General features: G+C 66.9%; 23 protein-coding genes and 1 pseudogene. 22 read left to right on the top strand and 2 right to left on the bottom strand.

All coding sequences use genetic code 11. The features are described 5' to 3' along the window. Positions 1 to 26 precede the first annotated feature (26 nt). A complete protein-coding gene (locus tag A3ES_RS0123445) occupies positions 27 to 1,211 on the top strand; it encodes a sensor histidine kinase (protein ID WP_020389284.1) in 1,185 nt (394 codons plus the stop codon). Beyond that, positions 1,208 to 1,891, top strand: a complete 684-nt coding sequence (locus A3ES_RS0123440) for a response regulator transcription factor (RefSeq protein WP_026163131.1) — start codon at positions 1,208 to 1,210, stop codon at positions 1,889 to 1,891. Before A3ES_RS0123445 ends, A3ES_RS0123440 begins: the two co-directional genes overlap by 4 nt. A gap of 147 nt (positions 1,892 to 2,038) precedes the next feature. Here the strand turns inward: A3ES_RS0123440 and A3ES_RS0123435 are convergent, their stop codons facing one another. Continuing rightward, positions 2,039 to 2,695: an ArsR/SmtB family transcription factor gene (locus A3ES_RS0123435; protein ID WP_020389282.1), complete on the bottom strand. Its 657-nt coding sequence runs from the start codon at positions 2,693 to 2,695 to the stop codon at positions 2,039 to 2,041. A 36-nt stretch (positions 2,696 to 2,731) separates the two neighbouring features. On the opposite strand from A3ES_RS0123435, the gene A3ES_RS0123430 reads away from it, so the two are divergent. The 14 genes and pseudogenes from A3ES_RS0123430 (at position 2,732) to A3ES_RS54200 (ending at position 12,925) form a co-directional block, all read left to right on the top strand. Then, on the top strand, positions 2,732 to 4,084 hold the full coding sequence (locus tag A3ES_RS0123430; RefSeq protein WP_020389281.1) for an MBL fold metallo-hydrolase: 1,353 nt from the start codon (positions 2,732 to 2,734) through the stop codon (positions 4,082 to 4,084). Further along, positions 4,081 to 5,334, top strand: coding sequence for an MFS transporter (locus tag A3ES_RS0123425; protein ID WP_020389280.1), 1,254 nt, complete (start codon positions 4,081 to 4,083; stop codon positions 5,332 to 5,334). The genes A3ES_RS0123430 and A3ES_RS0123425 overlap by 4 nt, the downstream gene beginning before the upstream one ends. Before the next feature lie 111 nt (positions 5,335 to 5,445). Continuing rightward, positions 5,446 to 5,787, top strand: coding sequence for a YciI family protein (locus A3ES_RS0123420; protein ID WP_020389279.1), 342 nt, complete (start codon positions 5,446 to 5,448; stop codon positions 5,785 to 5,787). Then, positions 5,784 to 5,963, top strand: coding sequence for a hypothetical protein (locus A3ES_RS56195; protein WP_020389278.1), 180 nt, complete (start codon positions 5,784 to 5,786; stop codon positions 5,961 to 5,963). Before A3ES_RS0123420 ends, A3ES_RS56195 begins: the two co-directional genes overlap by 4 nt. A gap of 59 nt (positions 5,964 to 6,022) precedes the next feature. Beyond that, a pseudogene (locus A3ES_RS56190) lies at positions 6,023 to 6,235 on the top strand (RNA polymerase sigma factor); the annotation flags it as partial. 77 nt (positions 6,236 to 6,312) lie between these two features. Beyond that, complete coding sequence (locus A3ES_RS56185; RefSeq protein ID WP_020389277.1) at positions 6,313 to 6,534, top strand: hypothetical protein; 222 nt, start codon at positions 6,313 to 6,315, stop codon at positions 6,532 to 6,534. Positions 6,535 to 6,612: 78 nt separating this feature from the next. After that, a complete protein-coding gene (locus A3ES_RS48115) occupies positions 6,613 to 7,401 on the top strand; it encodes a GAF and ANTAR domain-containing protein (RefSeq protein WP_020389276.1) in 789 nt (262 codons plus the stop codon). Positions 7,402 to 8,405: 1,004 nt separating this feature from the next. Next, positions 8,406 to 8,963 (top strand): M10 family metallopeptidase domain-containing protein, encoded by a 558-nt coding sequence (locus A3ES_RS0123395; RefSeq protein WP_157630700.1) that lies wholly within the window; start codon positions 8,406 to 8,408, stop codon positions 8,961 to 8,963. 181 nt (positions 8,964 to 9,144) lie between these two features. After that, positions 9,145 to 9,591, top strand: a complete 447-nt coding sequence (locus tag A3ES_RS54205; RefSeq protein ID WP_157630699.1) for a hypothetical protein — start codon at positions 9,145 to 9,147, stop codon at positions 9,589 to 9,591. 369 nt (positions 9,592 to 9,960) lie between these two features. Continuing rightward, positions 9,961 to 10,533 (top strand): sigma-70 family RNA polymerase sigma factor, encoded by a 573-nt coding sequence (locus A3ES_RS0123390; RefSeq protein WP_040455318.1) that lies wholly within the window; start codon positions 9,961 to 9,963, stop codon positions 10,531 to 10,533. Then, positions 10,530 to 11,252 carry a hypothetical protein gene (locus A3ES_RS0123385; RefSeq protein WP_020389272.1) on the top strand — a complete coding sequence of 241 codons (723 nt, stop codon included), beginning with the start codon at positions 10,530 to 10,532 and terminating at the stop codon, positions 11,250 to 11,252. Before A3ES_RS0123390 ends, A3ES_RS0123385 begins: the two co-directional genes overlap by 4 nt. A gap of 642 nt (positions 11,253 to 11,894) precedes the next feature. Further along, the gene (locus A3ES_RS48110) at positions 11,895 to 12,320 is read left to right on the top strand and encodes a CPBP family intramembrane glutamic endopeptidase (RefSeq protein ID WP_020389270.1); all 426 of its coding nucleotides are present in this window, start codon (positions 11,895 to 11,897) and stop codon (positions 12,318 to 12,320) included. 85 nt (positions 12,321 to 12,405) lie between these two features. After that, complete coding sequence (locus A3ES_RS55100; RefSeq protein ID WP_169501793.1) at positions 12,406 to 12,594, top strand: hypothetical protein; 189 nt, start codon at positions 12,406 to 12,408, stop codon at positions 12,592 to 12,594. Beyond that, positions 12,587 to 12,925: a hypothetical protein gene (locus A3ES_RS54200; RefSeq protein ID WP_157630698.1), complete on the top strand. Its 339-nt coding sequence runs from the start codon at positions 12,587 to 12,589 to the stop codon at positions 12,923 to 12,925. Before A3ES_RS55100 ends, A3ES_RS54200 begins: the two co-directional genes overlap by 8 nt. 560 nt (positions 12,926 to 13,485) lie before the next feature. Here A3ES_RS54200 and A3ES_RS0123365 read toward each other — a convergent pair. Further along, complete coding sequence (locus tag A3ES_RS0123365; RefSeq protein WP_202806565.1) at positions 13,486 to 14,607, bottom strand: ROK family protein; 1,122 nt, start codon at positions 14,605 to 14,607, stop codon at positions 13,486 to 13,488. A gap of 180 nt (positions 14,608 to 14,787) precedes the next feature. Between A3ES_RS0123365 and A3ES_RS0123360 the strand changes: the two genes are divergently transcribed. The 6 genes from A3ES_RS0123360 to A3ES_RS0123335 are packed head-to-tail and all read left to right on the top strand — an operon-like array spanning position 14,788 to position 21,177. Then, a complete protein-coding gene (locus tag A3ES_RS0123360) occupies positions 14,788 to 15,819 on the top strand; it encodes a hydroxyacid dehydrogenase (protein ID WP_020389267.1) in 1,032 nt (343 codons plus the stop codon). Positions 15,820 to 15,824: 5 nt separating this feature from the next. Next, the gene (locus tag A3ES_RS0123355) at positions 15,825 to 17,195 is read left to right on the top strand and encodes a sulfatase family protein (RefSeq protein ID WP_020389266.1); all 1,371 of its coding nucleotides are present in this window, start codon (positions 15,825 to 15,827) and stop codon (positions 17,193 to 17,195) included. Further along, the gene (locus tag A3ES_RS0123350) at positions 17,192 to 18,463 is read left to right on the top strand and encodes an extracellular solute-binding protein (protein WP_020389265.1); all 1,272 of its coding nucleotides are present in this window, start codon (positions 17,192 to 17,194) and stop codon (positions 18,461 to 18,463) included. The genes A3ES_RS0123355 and A3ES_RS0123350 overlap by 4 nt, the downstream gene beginning before the upstream one ends. Beyond that, positions 18,432 to 19,427: a carbohydrate ABC transporter permease gene (locus tag A3ES_RS0123345; protein ID WP_020389264.1), complete on the top strand. Its 996-nt coding sequence runs from the start codon at positions 18,432 to 18,434 to the stop codon at positions 19,425 to 19,427. Before A3ES_RS0123350 ends, A3ES_RS0123345 begins: the two co-directional genes overlap by 32 nt. Further along, the gene (locus A3ES_RS0123340; protein WP_020389263.1) at positions 19,427 to 20,281 is read left to right on the top strand and encodes a carbohydrate ABC transporter permease; all 855 of its coding nucleotides are present in this window, start codon (positions 19,427 to 19,429) and stop codon (positions 20,279 to 20,281) included. The genes A3ES_RS0123345 and A3ES_RS0123340 overlap by 1 nt, the downstream gene beginning before the upstream one ends. Then, complete coding sequence (locus A3ES_RS0123335) at positions 20,278 to 21,177, top strand: Gfo/Idh/MocA family oxidoreductase (protein ID WP_020389262.1); 900 nt, start codon at positions 20,278 to 20,280, stop codon at positions 21,175 to 21,177. Before A3ES_RS0123340 ends, A3ES_RS0123335 begins: the two co-directional genes overlap by 4 nt. Positions 21,178 to 21,210 lie beyond the last annotated feature (33 nt).

Genomic DNA, 21,210 nt, shown 5'->3' with positions numbered 1-21,210 from the left:
GGGTCACGCCCCGCTACAGTCGGGGCGTGACCCGGGCCGCTGAGCGTCGCGATCTCTTCCGGTACGCCGTCGCTGACGGCGTACCGGCGCTGCTGTGTGTGGCGGCCATGGTGGTGGAACTGATGCTGCTCGACCAGGCCCGGGCGAGTGTGCTCGCGGTGGCCACGATCGTGGTCGCTTCGCTACCGCTACTGCTGCGCCGACGGGCACCCGAGTGGGCGCTGGCCCTGGCGATGCTCACGCTGGTCGGCGTCCTGGTGACCGCGGAGATCTACAACACCGTGGCGTTCCCCGCCGTGCTCTGCGCCTACGCGCTGGCCACCCGGCGAGGCCGCCGGACCGCCCTGGCTGCGGCGATCCTGCTCATGCCGGTAGTGATCGTCATCCTGCAGACGCGCAGCCCGCACGGCGTGCTCACGTGGGACACGGTGCGCAACCTCAGCCTGGTCGCGCTCCCTCTCGCACTCGGAGTGGCGACCCACGAGCGGCGGGCCTATACCGCCGCTCTGCTCGAGCGGGCCCACACCGCCGAGCGCACCCGGGAGGAGGAGGCTTTGCGCCGGGTTGGAGAGGAGCGGCTCCGGATCGCTCGCGACGTCCACGACGTCGTCGCTCACGCGATGGTGGCGATCAACGTGCAGGCCGGCGTCGGAGCGCGCCTGCTTGACCGGAACCCCGAACAGGCTCGCGGCACGCTGCAGGACATCAAGCGCGTCAGCGGCGCCGCTCTGAACGACCTGCGCTCGATGCTGGGGGTACTACGCGAGAACGACGGTCCCGATGCATCTGCGCCGGCGCACCCGACCCTCGACCTCGACGGTCTCACCGACCTGCGCGAGAGCCTGCGGTCCGCCGGCCTCGACGTCGACATCGCGATCGATCTCGGCGCGGAAGCCGAGGCCGGGGCTCTCCCGGCGACAGTAGGCGCGACGGGCTACCGCATCGTGCAAGAGGCGCTGACCAACGTGCTCCGGCACGCGGGCCCGACCTCGGCGCACGTGCGGGTGACCCGGCGCGATGACCTCGTGGTCTTCGAGGTAGAGGACGACGGGGGTTCGGCCGGGGCTCCGGCCGGCGCCGGTACCGGAGCAGGCCAGGGCCTGCGAGGGATGCGAGAGCGGGCTGCCGCTCTGGGCGGCTCGCTGGAGGCCGGGCCGCGCCCGGGCGGCGGCTGGCGGGTGGCCGCGTCGCTCCCCGTTGGGGCCCCATGATCCGGGTGCTGCTGGTCGACGACCAGACATTGGTGCGGGCCGGCTTCCGGGCCCTGCTGGACGCCGAGGACGACTTCGAGGTAGTCGGCGAGGCCACCGACGGCGGCGAGGCCGTCGAGCTGGCCGCACGGACCACGCCCGACGTGGTTCTCATGGACATCCGGATGCCGCGGGTCAACGGGCTCGAGGCGACCGCCCGCATTACGGCCGATCCGCAGCTCACGGGCACCCGGGTGCTGGTGCTGACGACCTTCGAGCTCGACGAGTACGTCTTCGGCGCGCTGCGCGCCGGGGCCTCTGGCTTCCTGCTCAAGGACGTGGACCCCGCCGCCCTGCTCGACGCGGTGCGGCTGGTCCACGACGGGCAAGCGCTGTTGTCCCCGCAGGTCACCCGGCGGCTCATCGAGGCCTACATCGCCGCCACCCCCGTCGCCACGCCAGAGGTTCCCGCGGCGGTGTCTCCAGATCGCGACGGGCGCCTCGACATGCTGACCCCGCGGGAGCGGGAGGTCCTGGGCCTTGTAGGGCGGGGCCTCTCCAACCAGGAGATCGCCGAGCACCTGGTGCTCTCGCCGCTGACTGCGAAGACCCACGTATCGCGGCTCTTCCTCAAGCTGGCCGCCCGAGACAGGGCCCAGCTCGTAGTGACGGCCTACGAGACAGGCTTGGTAACCCCCTGAAGCAGAAGGGGTAGTGCCTGCTCTACCCCCGGCTGGCCAGTAGGCAGCATGGTCCCGCCATAGTGTTTTCCGTGTGCTCACCATCCAGAGCACGACCACGGAAAGGATAGACCTCACTTAGCCTCGCCGACTCAGTTGCTGATGCGCTCAGCTCGCGACGGGGAGTTCGGCTAGGCGCCACTCGAGCATCCCGTCGCTCAGACGCGCCGCGGACAGCCCTTTGGCGGCCAGAGTGCGCACGGCTTCGTGGGCCATGACGCAGTAGGAGCCGCGGCAGTACGCCACGATCGCCGTACCGGCAGGGAGCTCGGCCAACCGGTCGGTGAGTTCGTCGAGCGGGATCGAGACAGCGCCGGGGATGTGTCCAGCGGTGTACTCCTCGCCGGGGCGGACGTCGACGACCGTGACGTCACCGGCTTCCAGCCGGCGCAGCAACTCATCTCGGGTCACCTCGGCGACGTCATCGTCGCCCAGATAGGCGCGACGCGCGCGATCCACCTCGGCCAGGTGCGCCGAGGCAACGTCGCGCACCTGCGACCACAGCGCGGCGACATCGCCGCCTGCCAGCCGGTAATGGACCTTCGTGCCGTCCTTGCGACCGACCACCAGCCCGGCCTGCCGCAACAACTGCAGATGATTCGATGCCGTGGTCAGCCCCAGCCCGGCCCGCCCAGCGAGCACCTCCACCGACCGTTCACCTTGGGCAAGTAGATCCAGCAACTCAAGCCGCTTCGCACTGCCGAGCGCCTTGCCGACCTTCGCGAACTGCTCGAACAGTGCCGCCTTGGCCACCTGATCACCCATTGACATTCCTCCAAAGATTCATGGAATAGTGTAGGAGTGGATGGTGAGCCGAGCAAGAGGATCGTTTCGCTGGTAGATGGTGGGCTGGGCAACTCGTCGTACCTGGTCGATCTGGGCGACGGGCGCGCTCTGGCTGTCGACCCGTCGCTGGATCTGCGCGATCTACGGATCGCGGCGGAGCGCCGCGGTCTGACGGTGGCGTTCGCTGCCGATACGCACCTGCATGCCGACTTTCTGTCCGGTGCGGTACAACTTGCGGCGCTGGACGGAGCGAAGCTGCTGGCATCGGCCGCGGGCGGCCGGGAGTTCAAGCATCAGCGGCTGGCCGATGGTGATGAGGTGGACCTGGGCGGTATGACGTTGCGGGCTTTGGCGACGCCGGGCCATACGGGTGAGCATCTGTCGTTCGAGCTGCTCGACGGGCCTGCTCGCCTGGGAGTGTTCACCGGTGGATCGCTGATCGTCGGTGGCGCCGCCCGGACCGATCTGGCCGGCGCCGATCAGACGGAGCAGTTGTCCCGGTTGCAGTACCGGTCGCTGCGGCGGCTGGCCTCGTTGCCCGAGGCAACGATGGTGTGGCCGACTCATGGGGCCGGATCGTTCTGTTCAGCACCGGGAGGCGGTAAGCGGACCACCACGATAGGCCAGGAGAAGCGGACGAACCCTCTGCTGCAGGCGCCGGATGAGGACGCGTTCGTCGAGCAACTACTCGCCGGGCTGGGCAGCTTCCCGCCGTACTTCCTGCACCTGCCAGAAGCCAACCGTCGCGGTCCCTCGCTGCTCGCGGACCCACTGCGGGTACCGGCGCTGCCCGCCGACCAGTTCACCGCCGCTGTCGCCGCGGGAGCGGTGGTGGTCGACGTGCGCCCGATCGGCGACTTCGCCGCCGGTCATATCCCCGGCTCGATTTCGATCGCCCTGCGCGCACAGTTCGCGTCCTGGCTCGGCTGGCTACTTGAGCCCGCGACGCCCTACTTGGTGGTGCGCAACCGCGATCAAAACCTGGATGACCTGGCCTGGCAGGCGGTGAAGATCGGCTTCGGAATACCGCGGGGTGAACTCGCCGGCGGGATGGCCGGCTGGAGTGGCGAAACCGCCCTGACTCCGCTACTGCAGCCTGCTCAGGTTGCCGACGGCCGCGTGCTCGATGTCCGCCAGGACAGCGAGTACCACTCCGGGCATGTCCCGGGCGCAGAGCACCTCGAACTCGGAGCGCTGCCCGGACGTGCTGGCGACCTCGAACCCGGCCCGTTGGTGGTGATGTGCGGGCACGGCGAGCGGGCGATGACCGGCGCCAGCCTGCTGCAGCGGGCAGGACACCGTGAAGTGCGAGTGCTCGACGGCGGCCCTGACGACCTGGCCGCCGCTTCCGGCCAAGCCCTGGTATGACGACCTCGGCCAAGAACCCGCACCTCGGGCTGCGCGCCAACCTCGCCCAGTTCGTCCTGCTGGTCGCGGTCAACGCTCTGGTCGGCGGCATGCTCGGCCAGGAACGCATCGTCTTGCCTTTGCTGGCTGACCAGACCTTCGGTCTCACCAAGTACACCGGGGCGCTCACCTTCATCCTCGCGTTCGGCGCCGTGAAGGCCGCGACCAACTTCTTCGCCGGTACGTGGTCGGATCGCTACGGCCGCAAACCGGTCCTCGTCGCCGGCTGGTTGATCGGCCTACCCGTTCCGTTGCTGCTGATCTGGGCTCCGAACTGGGGCTGGGTGATCGCCGCCAACGTCCTGCTCGGGATCAACCAGGGGCTGACCTGGTCGACCACCGTCATCATGAAGATCGACCTCGTCGGCCCGGCCAGGCGCGGCCTGGCCATGGGGCTGAACGAAGCCGCCGGGTACCTCGCCGTCGCCGCCACCGCCATGGCCACCGGCTACCTGGCCGACGCCTACGGGCTGCGCCCAGCACCGTTCCTGCTCGGCGCCGCATTCGCTGCACTCGGCCTGGGGCTGTCCACGCTGGCTGTGCGCGAGACCCGCGGCCACGCCGACCACGAAGCAGCGCGCGCCACACCGGAAGGCGCAATGACGACCGCGCAGGTCTTCAAGCAGACCAGCTTCACCGAGCCGGCTCTGTCCTCGGCCTCGCAAGCCGGGTTGGTGAACAACCTGAACGACGGCATGGCCTGGGGCCTGTTCCCCATCTTGTTCGCCACCCATGGCCTGTCCGTTGCACGCATCGGACTACTGGGCGCGCTGTACCCAGCGGTCTGGGGATTCGGCCAGCTCGCGACCGGCGCCCTTTCGGACCGGTGGGGACGCAAGTGGCTAATCGCGACCGGCATGCTGCTGCAAGCTGGTGCGCTGGCCCTAGTAGCCGCCGGCGACACCTTTGGTCAATGGACAGTCGCAGTGGCACTGCTCGGTCTCGGGACCGCGATGGTCTATCCGACGCTGCTGGCCACGATCGGCGACGTCGCGCACCCCGCCTGGCGCGCCCGGGCTGTCGGTGTCTACCGGCTGTGGCGCGACGGTGGCTTCGCCGCCGGCGCACTGCTCGCCGGAGGCGTCGCCGACCTCTGGGGGATCCCGGCCGCCGTCTGGACGGTCGCGGCCCTGACTGCTGTGTCCGGCCTGGTCGTGGCCGCCCGCATGTACGAAACGCATCCGAGGAAGAACAGGACCGACCGCGCCTAGAGCCACGGCCTGGACGCCAAACCTCGCACGCTCCGGAAACTCATCGAGCGAACTGTCGTATTCGCTGCCGTGCCGATTCGTCTCCCTGATGAGAGCCAGGAGGAGACGCAGATGAAGTACGTGCTGATGTTCATTGAAACTGAGCAGTTCGCCAAGGACCTCGCGGCGATGAGCCCGGACGAGCGCGAACAGGCGTACCAGCGAGTGAACCAGTGGTTCATCGACCACGCCGACAAGATCCGCGGCGGCCGCAAGCTCCAGGGCCCGCAAAGCGCCACCACCCTCCGGCTCGACGGCCCGGCGCCGGTAGCCACGGACGGCCCATTCATGGAGGGCAAGGAAGTGGTCAGCGGGTTCACCGAGATCGAGGCCACCGACCTCGACGAGGTCCTGCGGATCGTCAAGAGCTGGCCGGGCTGTCCTGTCGTCGAGATCCGTCCAGTGGAGTCATGACGAGCAGCCCGGCCGCCGACGAGTTGGCCCGCGTGGTCCGCGACCAGGCGGGTCGGCTCGCGGCATCACTCGTCTCGCTGCTCGGCGACTTCTCCACCGCCAGGAGAACTACCGGTCCAAGCTGGCGCAACTGCAGTGGCCGGTCCGGCCGGCGGCCGATGACCGGCTGCGGCTGATCTTCACCTGCTGCCACCCGGCGCTGGCCCGCGAGGCGCAGATCGCGCTCACCCTGCGCGTGGTCTGTGGACTCACCACCGCTCAGATCGCCGCCGCGTTCCTCGTGCCCGAGGCTACCCTGGCGCAGCGCATCACCCGTGCGAAACGCAAGATCGCCAATGCCGGCATCCCGTCCCGGGTCCCCCGCGCCGACGAGCTACCCGAACGCCTCGGTGAGGTACTCACTGTCATCTATTTGCTGTTCAACGAGGGCTACCTGTCCAGTACCAGCGATCGTGCCCACTCGCGCGACCTGGTCGACGACGCCGAATGGCTCACCGCGAAACTGCCCTTAGCGAGTTGCACCAAATGCAGAGCGAACTTGACAGCTATCCGCTCTACCACGCGACCCGTGCTGAACTGCTTCGCGCGATCGGCGACGCAGCCCAGGCAAACAAGGCGGACCGCCGCGCCCTCAAGCTCACGACCAACCCCGCACAGGCCGAGGTACTGCGGGAACGGCTCGCCAGCACTGTCCAGTCGACAGGCACCGTCCACCGGCGAGATCCCACGGCCTGCCAGATCCCGTAATCTCCACGCCCTGCCATGACATCGGCAGCTGAACGACGCACAATGTGGGCTGAGGCTTCGAGAAAGGCGGCAGGACCGGTGTTGAGGGATGACCTGATCCCGCCCAGCGAGGAGGAGCGGCTCGCTGCGCTACGCCGTTACGACGTACTCGATACCCCGCAAGACGGCGCATTCGACCGGATCACCGCGCTCGCCGCCCGCTATCTGCAGGCACCGATCTCGGTCGTTTCCCTGGTCGATGCCGACCGGATCTGGTTCAAGTCCCATCACGGACTCGACATCGACCAGACCGGCCGCGACCCCGGCCTGTGCGCCTCAGCGATCCTGCAAGGCGAACCGTGGGAGATCTCCGACGCCGCAGTCGACCCGCGCGCCCTGCTCAACCCGCTCGTGACCGGAGAACTCGGTCTGCGCTTCTACCTCGGCATCCCACTGACCACTCACGACCACCACAACCTCGGCACCCTATGCGTGATCGACCGCGAACCCCGGCAGGCGACCGCCGACCAAATCGACACACTCAGCGACCTGGCCGAGATCGTGATGGACGAAATGGAGCTGCGTCTGTCGGCACGGCGACTGGTTGCCCTGGAAGAACAAGCCCGACTGGATGTCGAAGCCCTAGCCGCTGCCGCGCAGCGTGAAGCGGACACACTCCAAGGCGGGATCGACACCAACCGGCAGATCGGCCAGGCACTTGGACTGCTGATGGAGCGCTACCAGATCGACGCCGACCGTGCCTTCGAGGTCCTCAAGCGCTACTCCCAAGACAGCAACCGCAAACTCGTCATCGTTGCCGAGGAGCTCATCCTCACCCGCGAACTGCCCCCAGATCCACAGGCCTCATCGAACCAAGAAGACCGCTGACCGGCAGGCTGGTCCGGTGGACTATGACAGAGACCGCCGGGCGCGGCTCACTGCGCGACTACCCCCTTCGCGAGCGATCTTGCTGACGGGTCGGCACGAGGCTTCTTGTCGGCAGCGAGGTTCGGAAAAGACACCTGGATACAACACCGGAAGCAACCGGCGAGTTCCGGCTTGGTCAGCACACGGACGCAGTTCTCGAAGGTCATCGAAGGCGGTGGCGGGTCCACTCTCGAGGCGCTGACGGATCTGCGTGGCGCACTCCTACGGAGTGAGCACGCTGGTGTCAACCTCGAGGTCGTAGGAGGTCTACCGGGCCGACACCGCGCACTGCTTGGCATACGCAGATTCCGGCAGGTCCTTGAGCCCCAGGATCAGTCCGCCGTCACCGGTCAACTCGACCTCGCCGGCGTCGATCCTCGACCGCATCCAACGCGCCAACTGGCGGGGTTGGCCCGGGCTGGCAGGGTCGCACTGATCGAACGTTACGCAGACAGATCGCCAACAAGCGGCGACGTGAATGGCTCGATGGGGTGGATCTGTACCGGCGGCTTGCCAGCGATGGTCGGGTCGCTTCGTCTGGCTGCGTAACAGACGATTGCCACCTCTTCCTAATCCGGCTAGACCTCCTAGCGTGGACAGCGGGGTGGGGAAGTGATCAGAATCACGTCGGATGCGTTGCAAGCTGTCCCGGCAAGGACCCGGAAATGCGGCGCGATATCGATAGCTGCGGCCGCGGAAGTCCGTGGCGCTGGCCAATGTCGGGAGGGCCCACTGGCCAGGTGCGCTGGTTAGCGTCACCGGGTTGCGACCGATGCGCGATCAGTCGCATAGGAGCCCTCGTCGAGGCCGCCGCGATCGATCCAGGCACTCTGCAGTGGGATCTGGCGTGGGTCGCTCGGGGGATCGGTTGGGCGGGCTCGCTCTTCGATCGCAGTACGGGATTTCCCCGGCCCAATTCCTGGCGCCGCATTCGTGGCGTCTATCGATCGTTGGAGGGGTGGGAAATGAATCAGTCACGTGCCTTGATGGGGCTCGCCGGCGTACTGGCGCTTGTTGCGCCTTTGCTCACGGTCCCCGTGGGATCAGCGTCAGCCTTCGTGGACATACAGTGCAAGTTCACGACCAGCAATCTGAAATGGAAGGATTCCACCACGCGGTCCAGTTACGCCGTGCCCGGCGCGAACGCTACCGCTGCGTGGCACGCCACGCCGACCGCCATTGTGCTCACGCAGGTCTCCTCAGGGGCAAATATTTCTGTCGCCGACGGCAATTTCGGTCCAACCACCTTCGACGGCGTCACATTCAAGACCTGCCAGAACGGCTACAACACTACGGGGGCCGTATCCTGGTGGAATCGGCAGTATACCGATGGCTATGCAAGTGTTGTGCGAAAGTCGCTTATGGTGCACGAGGTCGGCCACGCTCTGGGGTTGGGTGACGTAGACGCAAACAGCTGTGTCAATGTCCCAATCATGCAAGAAGACACAGCTACGCGATGGACTGCGTGCCTGCGGCAGATTCCTCAGCCCGACGACATCAACGGGATCAACTTCCTGTACTAGCTGCAGCGTGCACGAATTCGAATCAAAGAGAGAGGCGGTCGGAGTGATGCGTTACATCCGGAGTTTGCTCGCCGTGTCGCTAGTGGTAGGGATCGGTCTCGTCCTCGTGGCGGCCGGAGTCAGCAATTCTAAGATACTACCGGCTTCCGCGGCTGAGGATCCGGTCCGAGGTGAAATACGAGTGAACTACATAAAGAGCTACTCGACCTTCGCCGCCCTGCGGGCCGATAGTTCCGCGATCGTCAAGGTCACTGCCGGGGAACGGAAGACAAGTGAGGTCGATGGACTCCCGGTCACGGTCACGACCGCGACGGTCAATAAGGTCGTTTGGGGGGAACTCGCCGGTGGGCCAGTCATCGAACTGAGGCAGGTCGGTAATACGGATACTGTTGGAGTCAATACATCAAGGCTTCTTGAGTCCGGGGGTGAGTATCTTGTTTTTGTGGTACCGAGTACAGGCGCCACCGATGCCTCACCCAATCGCTACCTGATCGCGGGCGAAGCCGGCGTGTATCAACTGCAGGCTGATCAATATGTGTTTCGCGGAGGGAATGTTCCCCCCGGCGGAAGCAGACCGTTGCCTGCAACCCTTCAGGGCGCCGGGGCCGAAGCTATTGTGATTTCGTAGGCTCCCGATCGGAGGCTCGGGTCGGAATCGTTGAAGCTGTCCCCGATGAGGGGACGGCCGAGGAGGCTACTCGCCAGGACACCCCTAGGAACAGCCGAGGTTGTCGAAACAGCCCGGAACGCTGCACGAGCGGCTTCAGCAGCTTGTGCAGCCCCGGGTGCCGGGTTCTGGCGGACGTAGGGGTGCGGGAGGTGCTCGGACAGGGATTCGTCAGGTCGGCTCCGCGTTGGTGCTTCGCTCGCTGCCGCGACGACTGGGGCGGCGTGGGACACCGGTTGCTCAAGATCCGGTGAGCGCGAACGCTGGATCGTGTTGCCGACAAGTACTTTGTGCGATGACTGCAAACGTGTGACGCGGACGGTGAGGGAGATGGATCGCGACGAGGAGCTGATGGTGCTATCTCGCCGTGTGCCGTCCGCTTTCGAGCCACTGGTGGAACGCCTAGGGCCGGCGGTTCACGCATACCTGGTTCGGCGTGCCCCAGATGCCGCTGACGAGTTGCTCTCAGAGGTATGGCTGGCTGCCTTCACTAGCCGCAGTGGCTTCGATCCAGCGCTTGGCAGCGTGAGGGGTTGGTTGTTCGGCATCGCACGTCATGTTCTCTTGGCCCATTACCGTCGAGCGGCCCGCCACGTTGGAGTCGCCCTGCCCGAGCCGGCGAGCACCGATTGGGCAGCAGTCGATGCTCGCCTGGATGCTGTCGCTTCCGGGCAGGCGCTCAAGGAGGCGTTGGCCGCCCTGCCGCAGGTCGAGCGGGAGTTGCTCCTGCTCGTGGCCTGGGAGGAGCTCACTCCGAGTGAAGCCGCACGCGTGGTTGGCATCCCGGCGGGTACCGCTCGCTCGCGGTTGCACCGGGCGCGAGAACGGATGCGCGAACGCTTGACTCGCAGCGAACAAGTATTAGGTGAGAGAGGTTTGGACGGGGAGGGAGATCCACCGTGAACGACGAGCCGATAAACGATCTGTCCACCGTGCCCGGATGGGAGCAGTTGGTTGCTGCTGGCAACGTGACGTCTGTGGATCCCCAGGTGCTGGAGCGCGCCCGCGCCGCAGTGCAGCGCGCGGCGGTAACCCAGGAAACGGCAACCGTCGTCGCCACTCCGAGGTCACGTCGTCGGCGTCGGCGCAGCCTCGTCTCGGCTCTGGCGGTCGCGGCGTCGACGGCCGCAGCAGCCGTGGTCGTTGTCGTGGCCCAAACCTCCCCGCCGCCGGTCGCTGGACCAGATCAGCTCCCAGGTTCGGCGAGTGCGACACCTCGGCAGACAATCCTCAACCCTGGGCAGAGCACGAGTTGCGTCGAGAGCTACACCCTCACCAACCTCGCGCACCGAACGTTCGCTTTCGACGGCACCGTCGAAAGCATCACCCCGGTTGCCGAGCCACCCGACGCCCGGTTTGGGCGCGCCGAGGCGACCTTTGTTGTCAACCAGTGGTTCCGAGGCGGTGCTGGCGCGCGTGTCACCGTCATCATGCCCGGTAGCGGCGATTGGCCGAAGAACGATCTAACCTACCGGGCTGGCACCAGGTTGTTGGTCTCCGGCGAGAACCAATCCCACGGTGAACCGCTGGCCATGCCGATCGCCTGGATGGGATGCGGCGGATTCACCCAACCCTACGATGCTGCAACGGCCGCCGACTGGGCATCCACCCTGAACAGATGAGCAAACAGGACGCACTTAGGTGATCTGGCGGCCAAGGATTGTCGGAGGGGCCCGCTGGCGAGCCGGGCCGGAACGGTGAGGAACTCCCGAGGCTTCAAGTGGCTAGCGTGGACCGGCGCCGGTGTTGAGCCGGGTCATGAGTTCGCGGTTGGCTGCGCGGGCCGCCGCGAGTTTGTCGCTGCGTTCTTCGAGTTGTGGGGCGCAGCTCGAGGAGTTTGTTGCTCGCGGTCTGTGAGCGCGATCTGCAAGCTGCGGATCTCGTCAGGTGCGCCGAGGCCGCTGTCGCGAAAGACCGCCTCACCAAGGCTTTCCGACAGCCGGTCTCCAGGGTCCGGATGTGTTGCTGCAGCCGGGTATTGTGCGCGCGAGTGTTGAGCAGGTCGGCGCGAAGAGATGCGACGCTGACTGCGCTGTTGCTGGCGGCCGGTTCTGCTGGGAAAGCGGCTGCGGCCAGGACAGCGGCGTGCAGGTCTGGGTGGCGGTGGATGACGCTTCGATGTACTCGGGCAGCACGCGCGACCGATGACACGGTGATCTCGGCACCGGCGGAGATCTGTTCCGCGATCGCGTTGTGGACCTGCAGACGTCGCCGCGCGGTGTCGCGCCGGCGAGCCACACCATGACCTGGCCACCGGGTATGTCATGGCGCTGTTCATCGCCACCCAGTTCGTTGGCTGGGGCGAGGAAGGCATGTTCCGCGGCATCGGCGTCACCACGCTCCGGTCCCATGGCTTGACCGAAGGCAAAGTCGCGCTCTGGTCCAGCGCCATCTTCGGCGCGGTGCACCTGTCCAACGCCCTCACCCACGGCGCACAAGCCATCCCGCAGGCCTTCGCGGTCAGCTGCGCCGGCTACTTCTTCTACCTGACCCGCCGGGTCGCCCGCACCAATGCCGTCAACTCGATCCTGCACGGCCTCTTCGACTTCTCGATCCTCAGCGGCACCGTCGTCCTCGTCGACCAGGATCCCTACATCGGAGTCGCCGCTGCCATCCTGGCCTACCTCGTCGTCGCCGCCGTCCTTCTCGCTCGAAGGCACCACATCGAGCCACACGCACAAGCACACTGACCTATCCGGGACAGTGTGTGGTTCGAACTAGTGATGTCGGTCAAGCTTTCCGGTGCCGGGCCTGCCATCCGATGCAAGGTGCACTTTGAGGAAGGGCTGGTCGCGCTACGCGACGGCGACCTCGCCTACCTGCACGTGCACCCCGCAGGCGCACCTGAACTTCAAGCACAACGGGAAAGTCCGGACGGCCGAGTTCACCATCAACACCGCAGCCCGCAGTACTACGACGCCGTCCGCCACTACTGGCCAGGCGCACCACGGCGGTCATGGCTGAGAGAACTGATCGCGGACGGCGCGGCGATACCGCCTTTGACCGAATCGCCGCCCGCGACCGCAAGCTGATCATGTTGACCCGCCGTTCCGCTGCAGGTACTGCGGTTGGGGGTGCGCCTGCGTTGGCAGTTCGGTACGACGTCTGCTCGCTCCCGGGGGAGGCGGGTTTCGGGCCCGAAGTCGAGGACCACGCTTTGCTCTTTGTCTGCTCGGAGAGCAAACCGCACCGCGCTCGTCTTTACGAACTTGTGGTGCAGATGCTCCCGTCGTCCTACGACCGGGTCGGGCCGGCGGTGGATCGTCGGCTGGAGCGGCTTGCTCTCGCTCGCTGACGTAGCAGGGACGGAATGCAGCGGGCGCGGTCGGTCACGGGAACTGCCCTCCGCGCCAGGGGCAGGTCGCAATTGCAGGGTCGGTCGCGAGGCATCGGTCCTGGCAGGGTGGGCGCCTACTCTCGGTTCGCGCGACGGAGGAGCGCATCACCGGGTGGGTGGGAGCGTCGAGTGGTGAGCGGCGGAGGAGCGAGCGGCGAGGCAGCGCGGGGTTTCTTTGGTTACTTGAGGTCGGCTGAGGTTTTGCCGAGGAGTTTGCGGGCGATGATTAGTTGCTGGATTTGTTGGGGCCTTCCAAGATGTCGAGGACTTCCCGGTACAACAGAGGACAGGTCGGCCATCACCGCCGATTTGCCCTCTGACCTGCGGTTTGTACCCATCCGTTCCCAACCCTGATCATCCTTTGCCAACGTCCCACGGAGCAGTGACGGAGCAAGCCAGGTCTCCCACGACAGTCACACTCGCCTCCTGCACAAGCTGGCACTCCTCTAGGAGAGGCGCAAGGCCGGCTTGGCGGCAGCAGGCGCGCCGTCGCCACCGACGACGTACTGGTTGTCAGGTCATCGTCGGCTGGCGGCGCCGTTCGAATGTTGCCCTGACAGGTTCGCGGTGAACAGCTGCGCAAGTAGGACGTAAGCCGCGCCGCTTGCCAGGGCCGAAGGCGCTGCGACGGTCACCTCGATGTGTGGCGCAGCGGTGTAATGCGGATCGTACTGCCGACGAAAAGCCCCCTCGGTTCGGGTGGTGAGACCCGGGAGGTTCATCTCTGGGGCGAACGCGAGTACGACCTGTTCAGGCCCGAAGATCTTGGCCGCGTTGGCCATTGCCTTGCCCAGCTGCAGGGCTCCGGCTGCCAGCACCTCGTCAGCAGGCTCGCGGCCCAGCTCGGCAATGCTCACCTTCCGACGCTTCAGCTCCTGCTCGATTCCCCATCGGCTCCCCCAGCACTCCAAACAGTCGGTCGCGCCGCAGTGGCATGGTCGCGCCATGCCGTCACCGACATCGACGCGCGAGTGCGCGAATCCGCCGGCTGAACCATTGAACCCGCGGTGAATGTGTCCTCCCACCACAACGGAGGCTCCAAGACTGGTCGCCACGCTGAACACCAGGAGATCCCTACCGTCCAAGCTTCGATCGAACAGCAACAGGCCCAGCGTCAGGGAGTTCGCATAGCTGTCGATCACAACCGGAGCGTCGAGCATCTCAGCCAGTTGGGCCTGGAACGGCACCGTCTCCCAGCCAAGGGCCCCACTGTGCCGCACAATCCCTTCGGCATGGTCCACTACACCGGAGATGGCGACCCCGACACCGAGTAGCGTCGCCGACGCCCGCCCGGCCGCCGCCGCGTCGACTGCCTGCACGATCGCCTCGGCGGCCAGATCAGGAGAGGTCGAGGCCAGCGGCGCTTGACCGGTGGCAACCACCTCGCCCCGCAGGTTGACGAGCACCGCAGAGGCTTCGCTGCTCGACAGCCGAACACCGGCAGCGAGCACCCGGTCGTCACCCAGGTCCAGCAGGCGGGCGGGACGTCCTCCGGTATCGCGCTGCGTCTGGGTCTCCACGAGCAACCCCGCCTCCACCAGTTTTGCGGAGATACCGGTGATCGTTGCGGGACTCAGGCCGGTCTGTGCCGCGATCGTCGACCGCGCCACCGGACCGCGCGCACGCACCACGTTCAGCACGAGAGCCTCGTTGATCTCCCGGATCAACGCCTTGCTGCCGGGCCGCAACTTCAGCGTCGCGGGGCCTGTGGAGTCAGTCGCCATAGATGAACCTCTACCAGGTCGATGGGGCGGGACGATCACATCGTACTTTATTTTGTCATTGACAGAACTACTTGGACCCACCTACGTTGACGGACCATGAGCCACCGTCACGACGCGCCACCTCCTTCCACCCGGTCCAGGCTGCTCGTCTGTGTCCCTGCTGCCGAGACGGATGCCTTCTTCCCGCCGGCCACCCAAAACGCCCTGGAGAAACTCGGCGACGTCGTACGCCGTGAGCCGGTGGATCTCCTGAAGCCCGAAGCGTTCCAGGAGGCGTTGAACGGCGTGGAGGTGCTGATCACCGGCTGGGGCTTCCCCCGGCTCGACGGCGCCCATCTCGCGCTGGCGCCGCAGTTGCGGTTCGTGATGCACTCCGCATCGTCGTTGCGGGCGCTGATCAGCGATGCGTTCTGGAACTCCGGCATCCCGGTCTCCCAGGCCGGCGCCGCGATGGCGCCCGCCGTCGCCGAGCTCTCCTTGACCTTCACCCTGTCCTTGCTGCGTCGCACGCATCGTCTCGACCATGCCTTGCGCTCCGGCCAGGGCTGGCAGCAAGCACGCCGGATCGAGCGGGCAAGAGAACTGGGACAGGCGCGGATCGGAGTGATCGGTGCATCGCGAACCGGACGGAGCTACGTTGCCGCGTGCCAGGCGCTCGGCGCCGAGGTCCAGCTGTACGACCCGCACCTGTCGCCCGACGACCCGCTGTCCTCCCTGTCGGTGACGTTGCCCCAGTTGCTCGCGACCAGTGACGTCGTCGCCGTCCACGCGCCGGCCACCGCCGAAACCGCGGGCATGATCGGCGCGGGCGAGATAGCCGCCCTCCCGGACGGTGCCGCCGTCGTGAACACCGCACGGTCCTCGATCCTGGACATGGACGCGATGTTCGAGGCAGTGGCCAGCGGCCGGATCGACGCCGCGCTGGACGTGTTCGACCTCGAACCGCTCCCCGAGGCGGATCGCTGGCGCTCCCTCCCCAACGTCTTGCTGACACCTCACCTGGCTGGAGCGACCAGGGAATCGCGGTGGCGCGCGGGGTGGATCGTGGTCGACGAGATCCGCCGCTACCTCGCCGGCGAACCGCTGCAGCACGCGGTGAGCCGGGCGGACTTCGAGAGGATGGGGTAGCCGGTATGAATAGAAACATCCTGCTGCTGCACTGCCACGACCTGGGTCGATTTCTCGGCGCGTACGGCGTGCCGACCGTGGTCACCCCGGCCCTTGACGCCCTCGCTGCCGAGTCGGTGGTGTTCGATGCCGCCTTTTCCACCGCACCGACCTGCAGCCCGGCTCGGGCGTCGCTGTTCACCAGCACCTATCCGCAGACCAACGGCGTGCTCGGTCTAACCCACCAGCCGTTCGAGTGGGACCTGAGCAATCCGACCGCTCACCTCGCTCACCGGCTGAAAAGCCGCGGCTACCGTACCGAGCTCGTCGGGGTGCACCACGAGTCCCGGGCCCTGCCCGACAACGTGGTGGCTGATCGCCTCGGCTTCGACCGGGTCCGCACCGGAGGTGACCGTGATGTGGTCGTCCAGCGCACCGTCGAGGCGTTGGACCAAGCGGCTGCGGGGGCTGCCCCCTTCTATCTCCAGGTCGGCTTCCACGAGCCACATCGAACCCCCTCCAGCCAGGATCCGCCCGGTGTGATGGGGTTCCTGGGTCACAGCATCGAGCCCGACAGCTCCCTCGGGCACACGGTCCCCGCATTCCTTCACGACGACGCCGGCGCACGGGCGGAGATCGCCGAACTCCAGGGCGCGGTGCGCCACTTGGACGAAGGAGTCGGCCGGATCCTGGCCCATCTCGCGAGCCTGGGACTGGACGACGACACGATCGTCGTCTTCACCACCGACCATGGTCTGGCGTTGCCTCGGGCGAAGTGCACCCTGTACGACGCCGGTCTCGGTGTCTCACTGATAGTGCGCGTACCGGGACGCGTCGAGTGGGCGAACCGCCGGGTCGACTCCATGGTCAGCCACCTCGACGTACTGCCCACTCTGTTCGAGCTCGTCGGCCTACCCGTACCGATCGATGCCGCCGGGAAGAGCCTGGTGCCGGCGGTCGAGGGTGGCGGCGGGGTCCCGAAGTACACCTTCGGGCAGCAGAACCACCACACGTACTACGACCCGAGGCGTTCCGTCCGCTCGACGAGGCACAAGCTCATCGCGAACTTCGGCAATGCCCCGCGGGTGATGGATCCGACCCAGTCGTGGGCGCCCCGCAGCCAGCCGGTGGACATGCGACAGCCGACGATCGCCAGCAGCCCGACGTTCGAGCTCTACGACCTCGTCGAAGACCCGCACGAACTCGACAACCTCTTCACCGACCCAGCCCGCGCCAACGTCTTCGCCCGTCTGGCGGCGAAGCTACTTGGCTGGATGCGCGAGACCGAGGACCCGCTCTGCACGGCCGATCCGCAGTTGCCACGCCATCAATTCGCCCTCCGCACGCTCGAGGACGCCGCTCGACGCGGCGGCGAACCAGAAAGAGAAACAGCATGAACAAGCTCCTGCCGTGCGTCGCCGCGGCCACCGCTGCCACCCTCGCCGCCCTCACCGGCTGCGGGCCCGGCGCCTCCACCGGGGGCGACTCCGGGCGCACGACCGTGACGCTGTGGATGTATCCCGTGATCAAGGACGGGGCCGTCGGAAAGAAGTTCTGGACGGAGGCCGAGGCCGACTTCGAGAAGAGCCACCCGTCGGTCGACCTGACGATCGAACTGCAGACGTTCGACAAGCGCGACGCACAGATCTCCGCCGCTCTGGCCGCGAACTCCGGGCCCGACATCGTCCTCGTTACCCCCGACCAGGCCGCCACCTACCGCAACGTCCGCGGGCTGCTCCCGGTCGACGAGGCGGTCAAGGACCAGAAGGACTCGTTCTACCCGGCGACCCTCGACGCCGCGACGTTCGACGGCGAACTGTATGGCGTCCCGCTGTTCCAGAACATCAACACCACTGCCTACAACACCAAGATCTTCAAGGCTGCCGGTCTAGGGCTGCCGAAGACCTGGGACGACGTCCGGACCGCCGCACCGGTGCTGGCGAAGAAGGGCATCGCGGTGATGGACTACGCCGGCAGCCCGGAGCAGACGCTCAACCTGTCGTTCTACCCGCTGCTGTGGCAGGCAGGTGGCCGCGTCTTCACCGAGGACGGCAAGGACATCGCCTTCGACTCCGACGCCGGTCTGGCCGCGCTGCAGTTCCTGGTCGATCTCAAGAAGCTCGGCGGGCTGCCTCCCGACGTCGCGACCGACGGTCCCAAGGTCGAGGGAGCACCCATCGCCGCCGGCAAGGTCGGCCTGCGGGCCACGACCTCGTTGCCTGAGCTCAAGCAGCTCCGTGCCGCGCTGGGCAAGGAGAACGTCGCCCTCGGCCAGCCTCTCAAGGGCGCGGTTCAGGCCACGTACGGCAATCCCGGTCTACTCGCTCTCACCTCGATCAACAAGAAGGAGAACCGGAACGCGGCCTACCAGGTGCTGTCGTATCTGACCTCCGCCGAGCACCAGAAGGCGCTCAACGCCGCTGCGGGCAATTTTCCGACCCGGACGGACGTCGGGATACCGGGTGACGGGCCTGACTTCGCCACGATGTCCGAGGCGCTCAAGTCGGCCAATCCTGGCGAGCCCTCCCCTGCGGCCCGCCAGGTGATGGGCGCGTTGGCGCCCAATATCCAGGCCGCTTTGCGCGGCGACCTCACACCCAAGGAGGCCTTGACTCGTGCAGCCAGGGAAGCTCGTGGCATCGTCGAGCGCTCCGCCCCGCGCTGATCGGGCACTGCCCGGGCCGTCATCAGGCTCGGGCAGTGCCGCCGGCAAGACCGACGCGACCGCTGACTCCCCCGCGCCGTATCAGCGGGACCGCCGCAGGCAGCGGCGACGAGAGGCGATCTCAGGGCTGCTCTTCGTCCTGCCGACACTCGTCATCTTCGGGCTTTTCAAGTTCCTGCCGATCGCGGGCGCGGCCGCGATGAGCCTCACCGAGTACCGGCTCAACGGCGACGTGACCTTCCTTGGTGCCGACAACTACACCAGGCTCGCCACGGACCCGAACTTCTGGCAGAGCCTGCGCGTCACGATCGCCTACGTCCTCATCTTCGTCCCGCTCATCATCGTCGTCTCCCTGGCCGGCGCGGTCCTGCTGGACAAGCTCGTCCGGTACGCCGGGGCCTTCCGGTCGCTGCTCTTCATCCCCTACCTGAGCTCGTTCGTGATGGCAGGCATCATCTGGACCTGGATCTTCTCCACCGACGGCCCGGTCAACGCGGCCCTCGCCGGGATCGGCGCCGGCAAGGTGCCGTTCGTCTCCGGGCACCAGCTGCTCGTCCTCGCCTCGCTGGCCGCGGTCTCGGTGTGGAAGGGCTTCGGCTACTCGATGCTCATCTTTCTCGCCGGGCTGAAGTCACAGCCGGCCGAGGTACACGAGGCGGCCCGCATCGACGGGGCGGGCCCGTGGAAGGCGTTCTGGCACGTCACTCTTCCGCTGCTCAAGCCGGTCACCTTCTTCGTCCTGGTGATCGAGACCATCGTGGGCTTCCAGGTGTTCGACACCATCTACGTGATGACCGGAGGCGGACCCAACCGGGCCAGCCACAGTCTCATCTACTTCCTCTACGACGAGGGATTCAAGTTCTTCGACTTCGGCTACGCCGCCGCCATCGGTGTCGTGCTGTTCTTCATCGTTCTCGTGCTGTCGCTGGGGCAGCAGCGTCTCGTCGAGCGGAACGAGACCTGATGACCACCGCGCCCACCACCGCCGGCACCGTCCGCCGCCCCAGCCCGGAGCGCCGCCGGCAACGGGTCCTGACCGTCGTGCTGGGCGTCATCTCGCTGTTCACGGTCGCTCCGCTCTTCGCCGTCGTCGTCCTCGCCGTCTCCCCCGCGGACGCCCCGACCATCCCCTACGCCCTCCCGGACTCGCTGACCCTCGACAACATCGTGCGGGTCTTCACGATCGGAGAGTTCCCGCTCTGGCTCTTCAACTCGTTCGTCTACTCGACCGTTTCGGTGATCGTGGTACTGCTCACCGCGTCCATGGCCGCCTACGCTCTTGCCCGCAAGCGGTTCCCGGGTCGCAACGCGTTGCTCTGGGCCATCATCGCCACCCTGATGGTGCCGCTGCAGGCCACGCTCATCCCTACCTTCATCCTGGTCGCCCGCCTGGGTGGGGTGAACACGCTCTGGGGCATGATCCTGCCGACCTTGGCGAACGCGCAGGCGGTCTTCCTGATCCGGCAGTTCATCCGGGAACTTCCGGACGACTACTTCGAGGCCGCCCGTCTCGACGGCGCGGGTGAGTGGCGCACCTTCGTGGCGATCGTCCTGCCCCTCATCCGGCCCGTCCTGGCGACGTTGGCGATCTTCGTCTTCCTCTGGCACTGGAACGACCTGCTGTGGCCACTGGTCGTCGGACAGTCCGACCAGGCCCGGACCCTCACGGTGGGCCTGGCCACCCTGAACACCGAGACCGTCTCGACGGCCAACGTCATGGCCGCCACCATGGTCAGCTTCATCCCCTGTCTGGTCATCTTCGCCATCCTCCAGCGGCAGATCGTCGCCGGGATCACGGCCGGGGGCGTCAAAGGATGACGGCCACCAGCAGCCGGCCGCTGCGCTTCGGCCTGATCGGCGTCGACTCGTCCCATGCCCCCACCTTCACCCGCCTGCTCGGCGACGGCCTGACCGGCACGGTGCGGGGCGGCACCATCGTGAGCGCCTGGAAAGGAGAACCGGCCGCCGACTTCCCACCCTCGCGCGACCGCATCGATGCCCTCAGCGAGGAGGTTGCCGGCCTCGGCGTCGACTTCCGCCCCACCGCGGAGGAGGTGGCCGAGCACTGCGACGCGCTCCTGATCGTCGCCAGCGACGCTCGCACCCATCCCGGGTACTTCGACCGGATCGCGCGGTACGGCAAACCGGTCTACGTCGACACCCGCTTCGCGCTCACCACCGGCGACGCGCGGACGATGCTCGCGACAGCGAGCGCGTACGGATGCCTGACGCTGGCGGGCTCCCCCAAACGGTTCGCCGACGCCTACTGCGTTGCCTTAGGCGATCACCCGGCCGATGGCATCGACCTGGTCGGTCCCCTGCCCATCCAGCCAGGCCATCCGGGCCTGGCCTGGTACGGCGTCCATCTGGTCGAGCTCGCGGTAGCAACTCTCGGCCCGGGGTGCGTGCTCGTCGACGCCACCAGGCGACCGATCGTCCTGACCTGGCACGACGGCCGGACAGCCAGCCTGGATGGAGAACAGGAGTGGTCGGCCGTCACCACCGGGCGGATCAGCTATCCCGGGGGCACCCGCGACTTCACCATCGAAGCGGGTCCCGCCATGCTCACCGGCCTGCTCGAGTCGATAGTCGAGGCGTGCCTGACCGGCCGCCCAAACGTTCCGGCGGCCGAGGTGTTCGAAACCGTCGCGATCGTCGAGGCTGCTCACCGCAGCAAGACCCGCGGCACCCCGGTGATCCCGGAACGCCGTTAGTGCCAGGTCAGTTCGTCAGCACGGGGATTCAGC

This window comes from Kribbella catacumbae DSM 19601, assembly GCF_000372465.1.
GTDB classification, from domain to species: domain Bacteria; phylum Actinomycetota; class Actinomycetes; order Propionibacteriales; family Kribbellaceae; genus Kribbella; species Kribbella catacumbae.
Note: the sequence above shows the minus strand (reverse complement) of the source record. Positions and strands in the feature narration are given on the sequence as shown.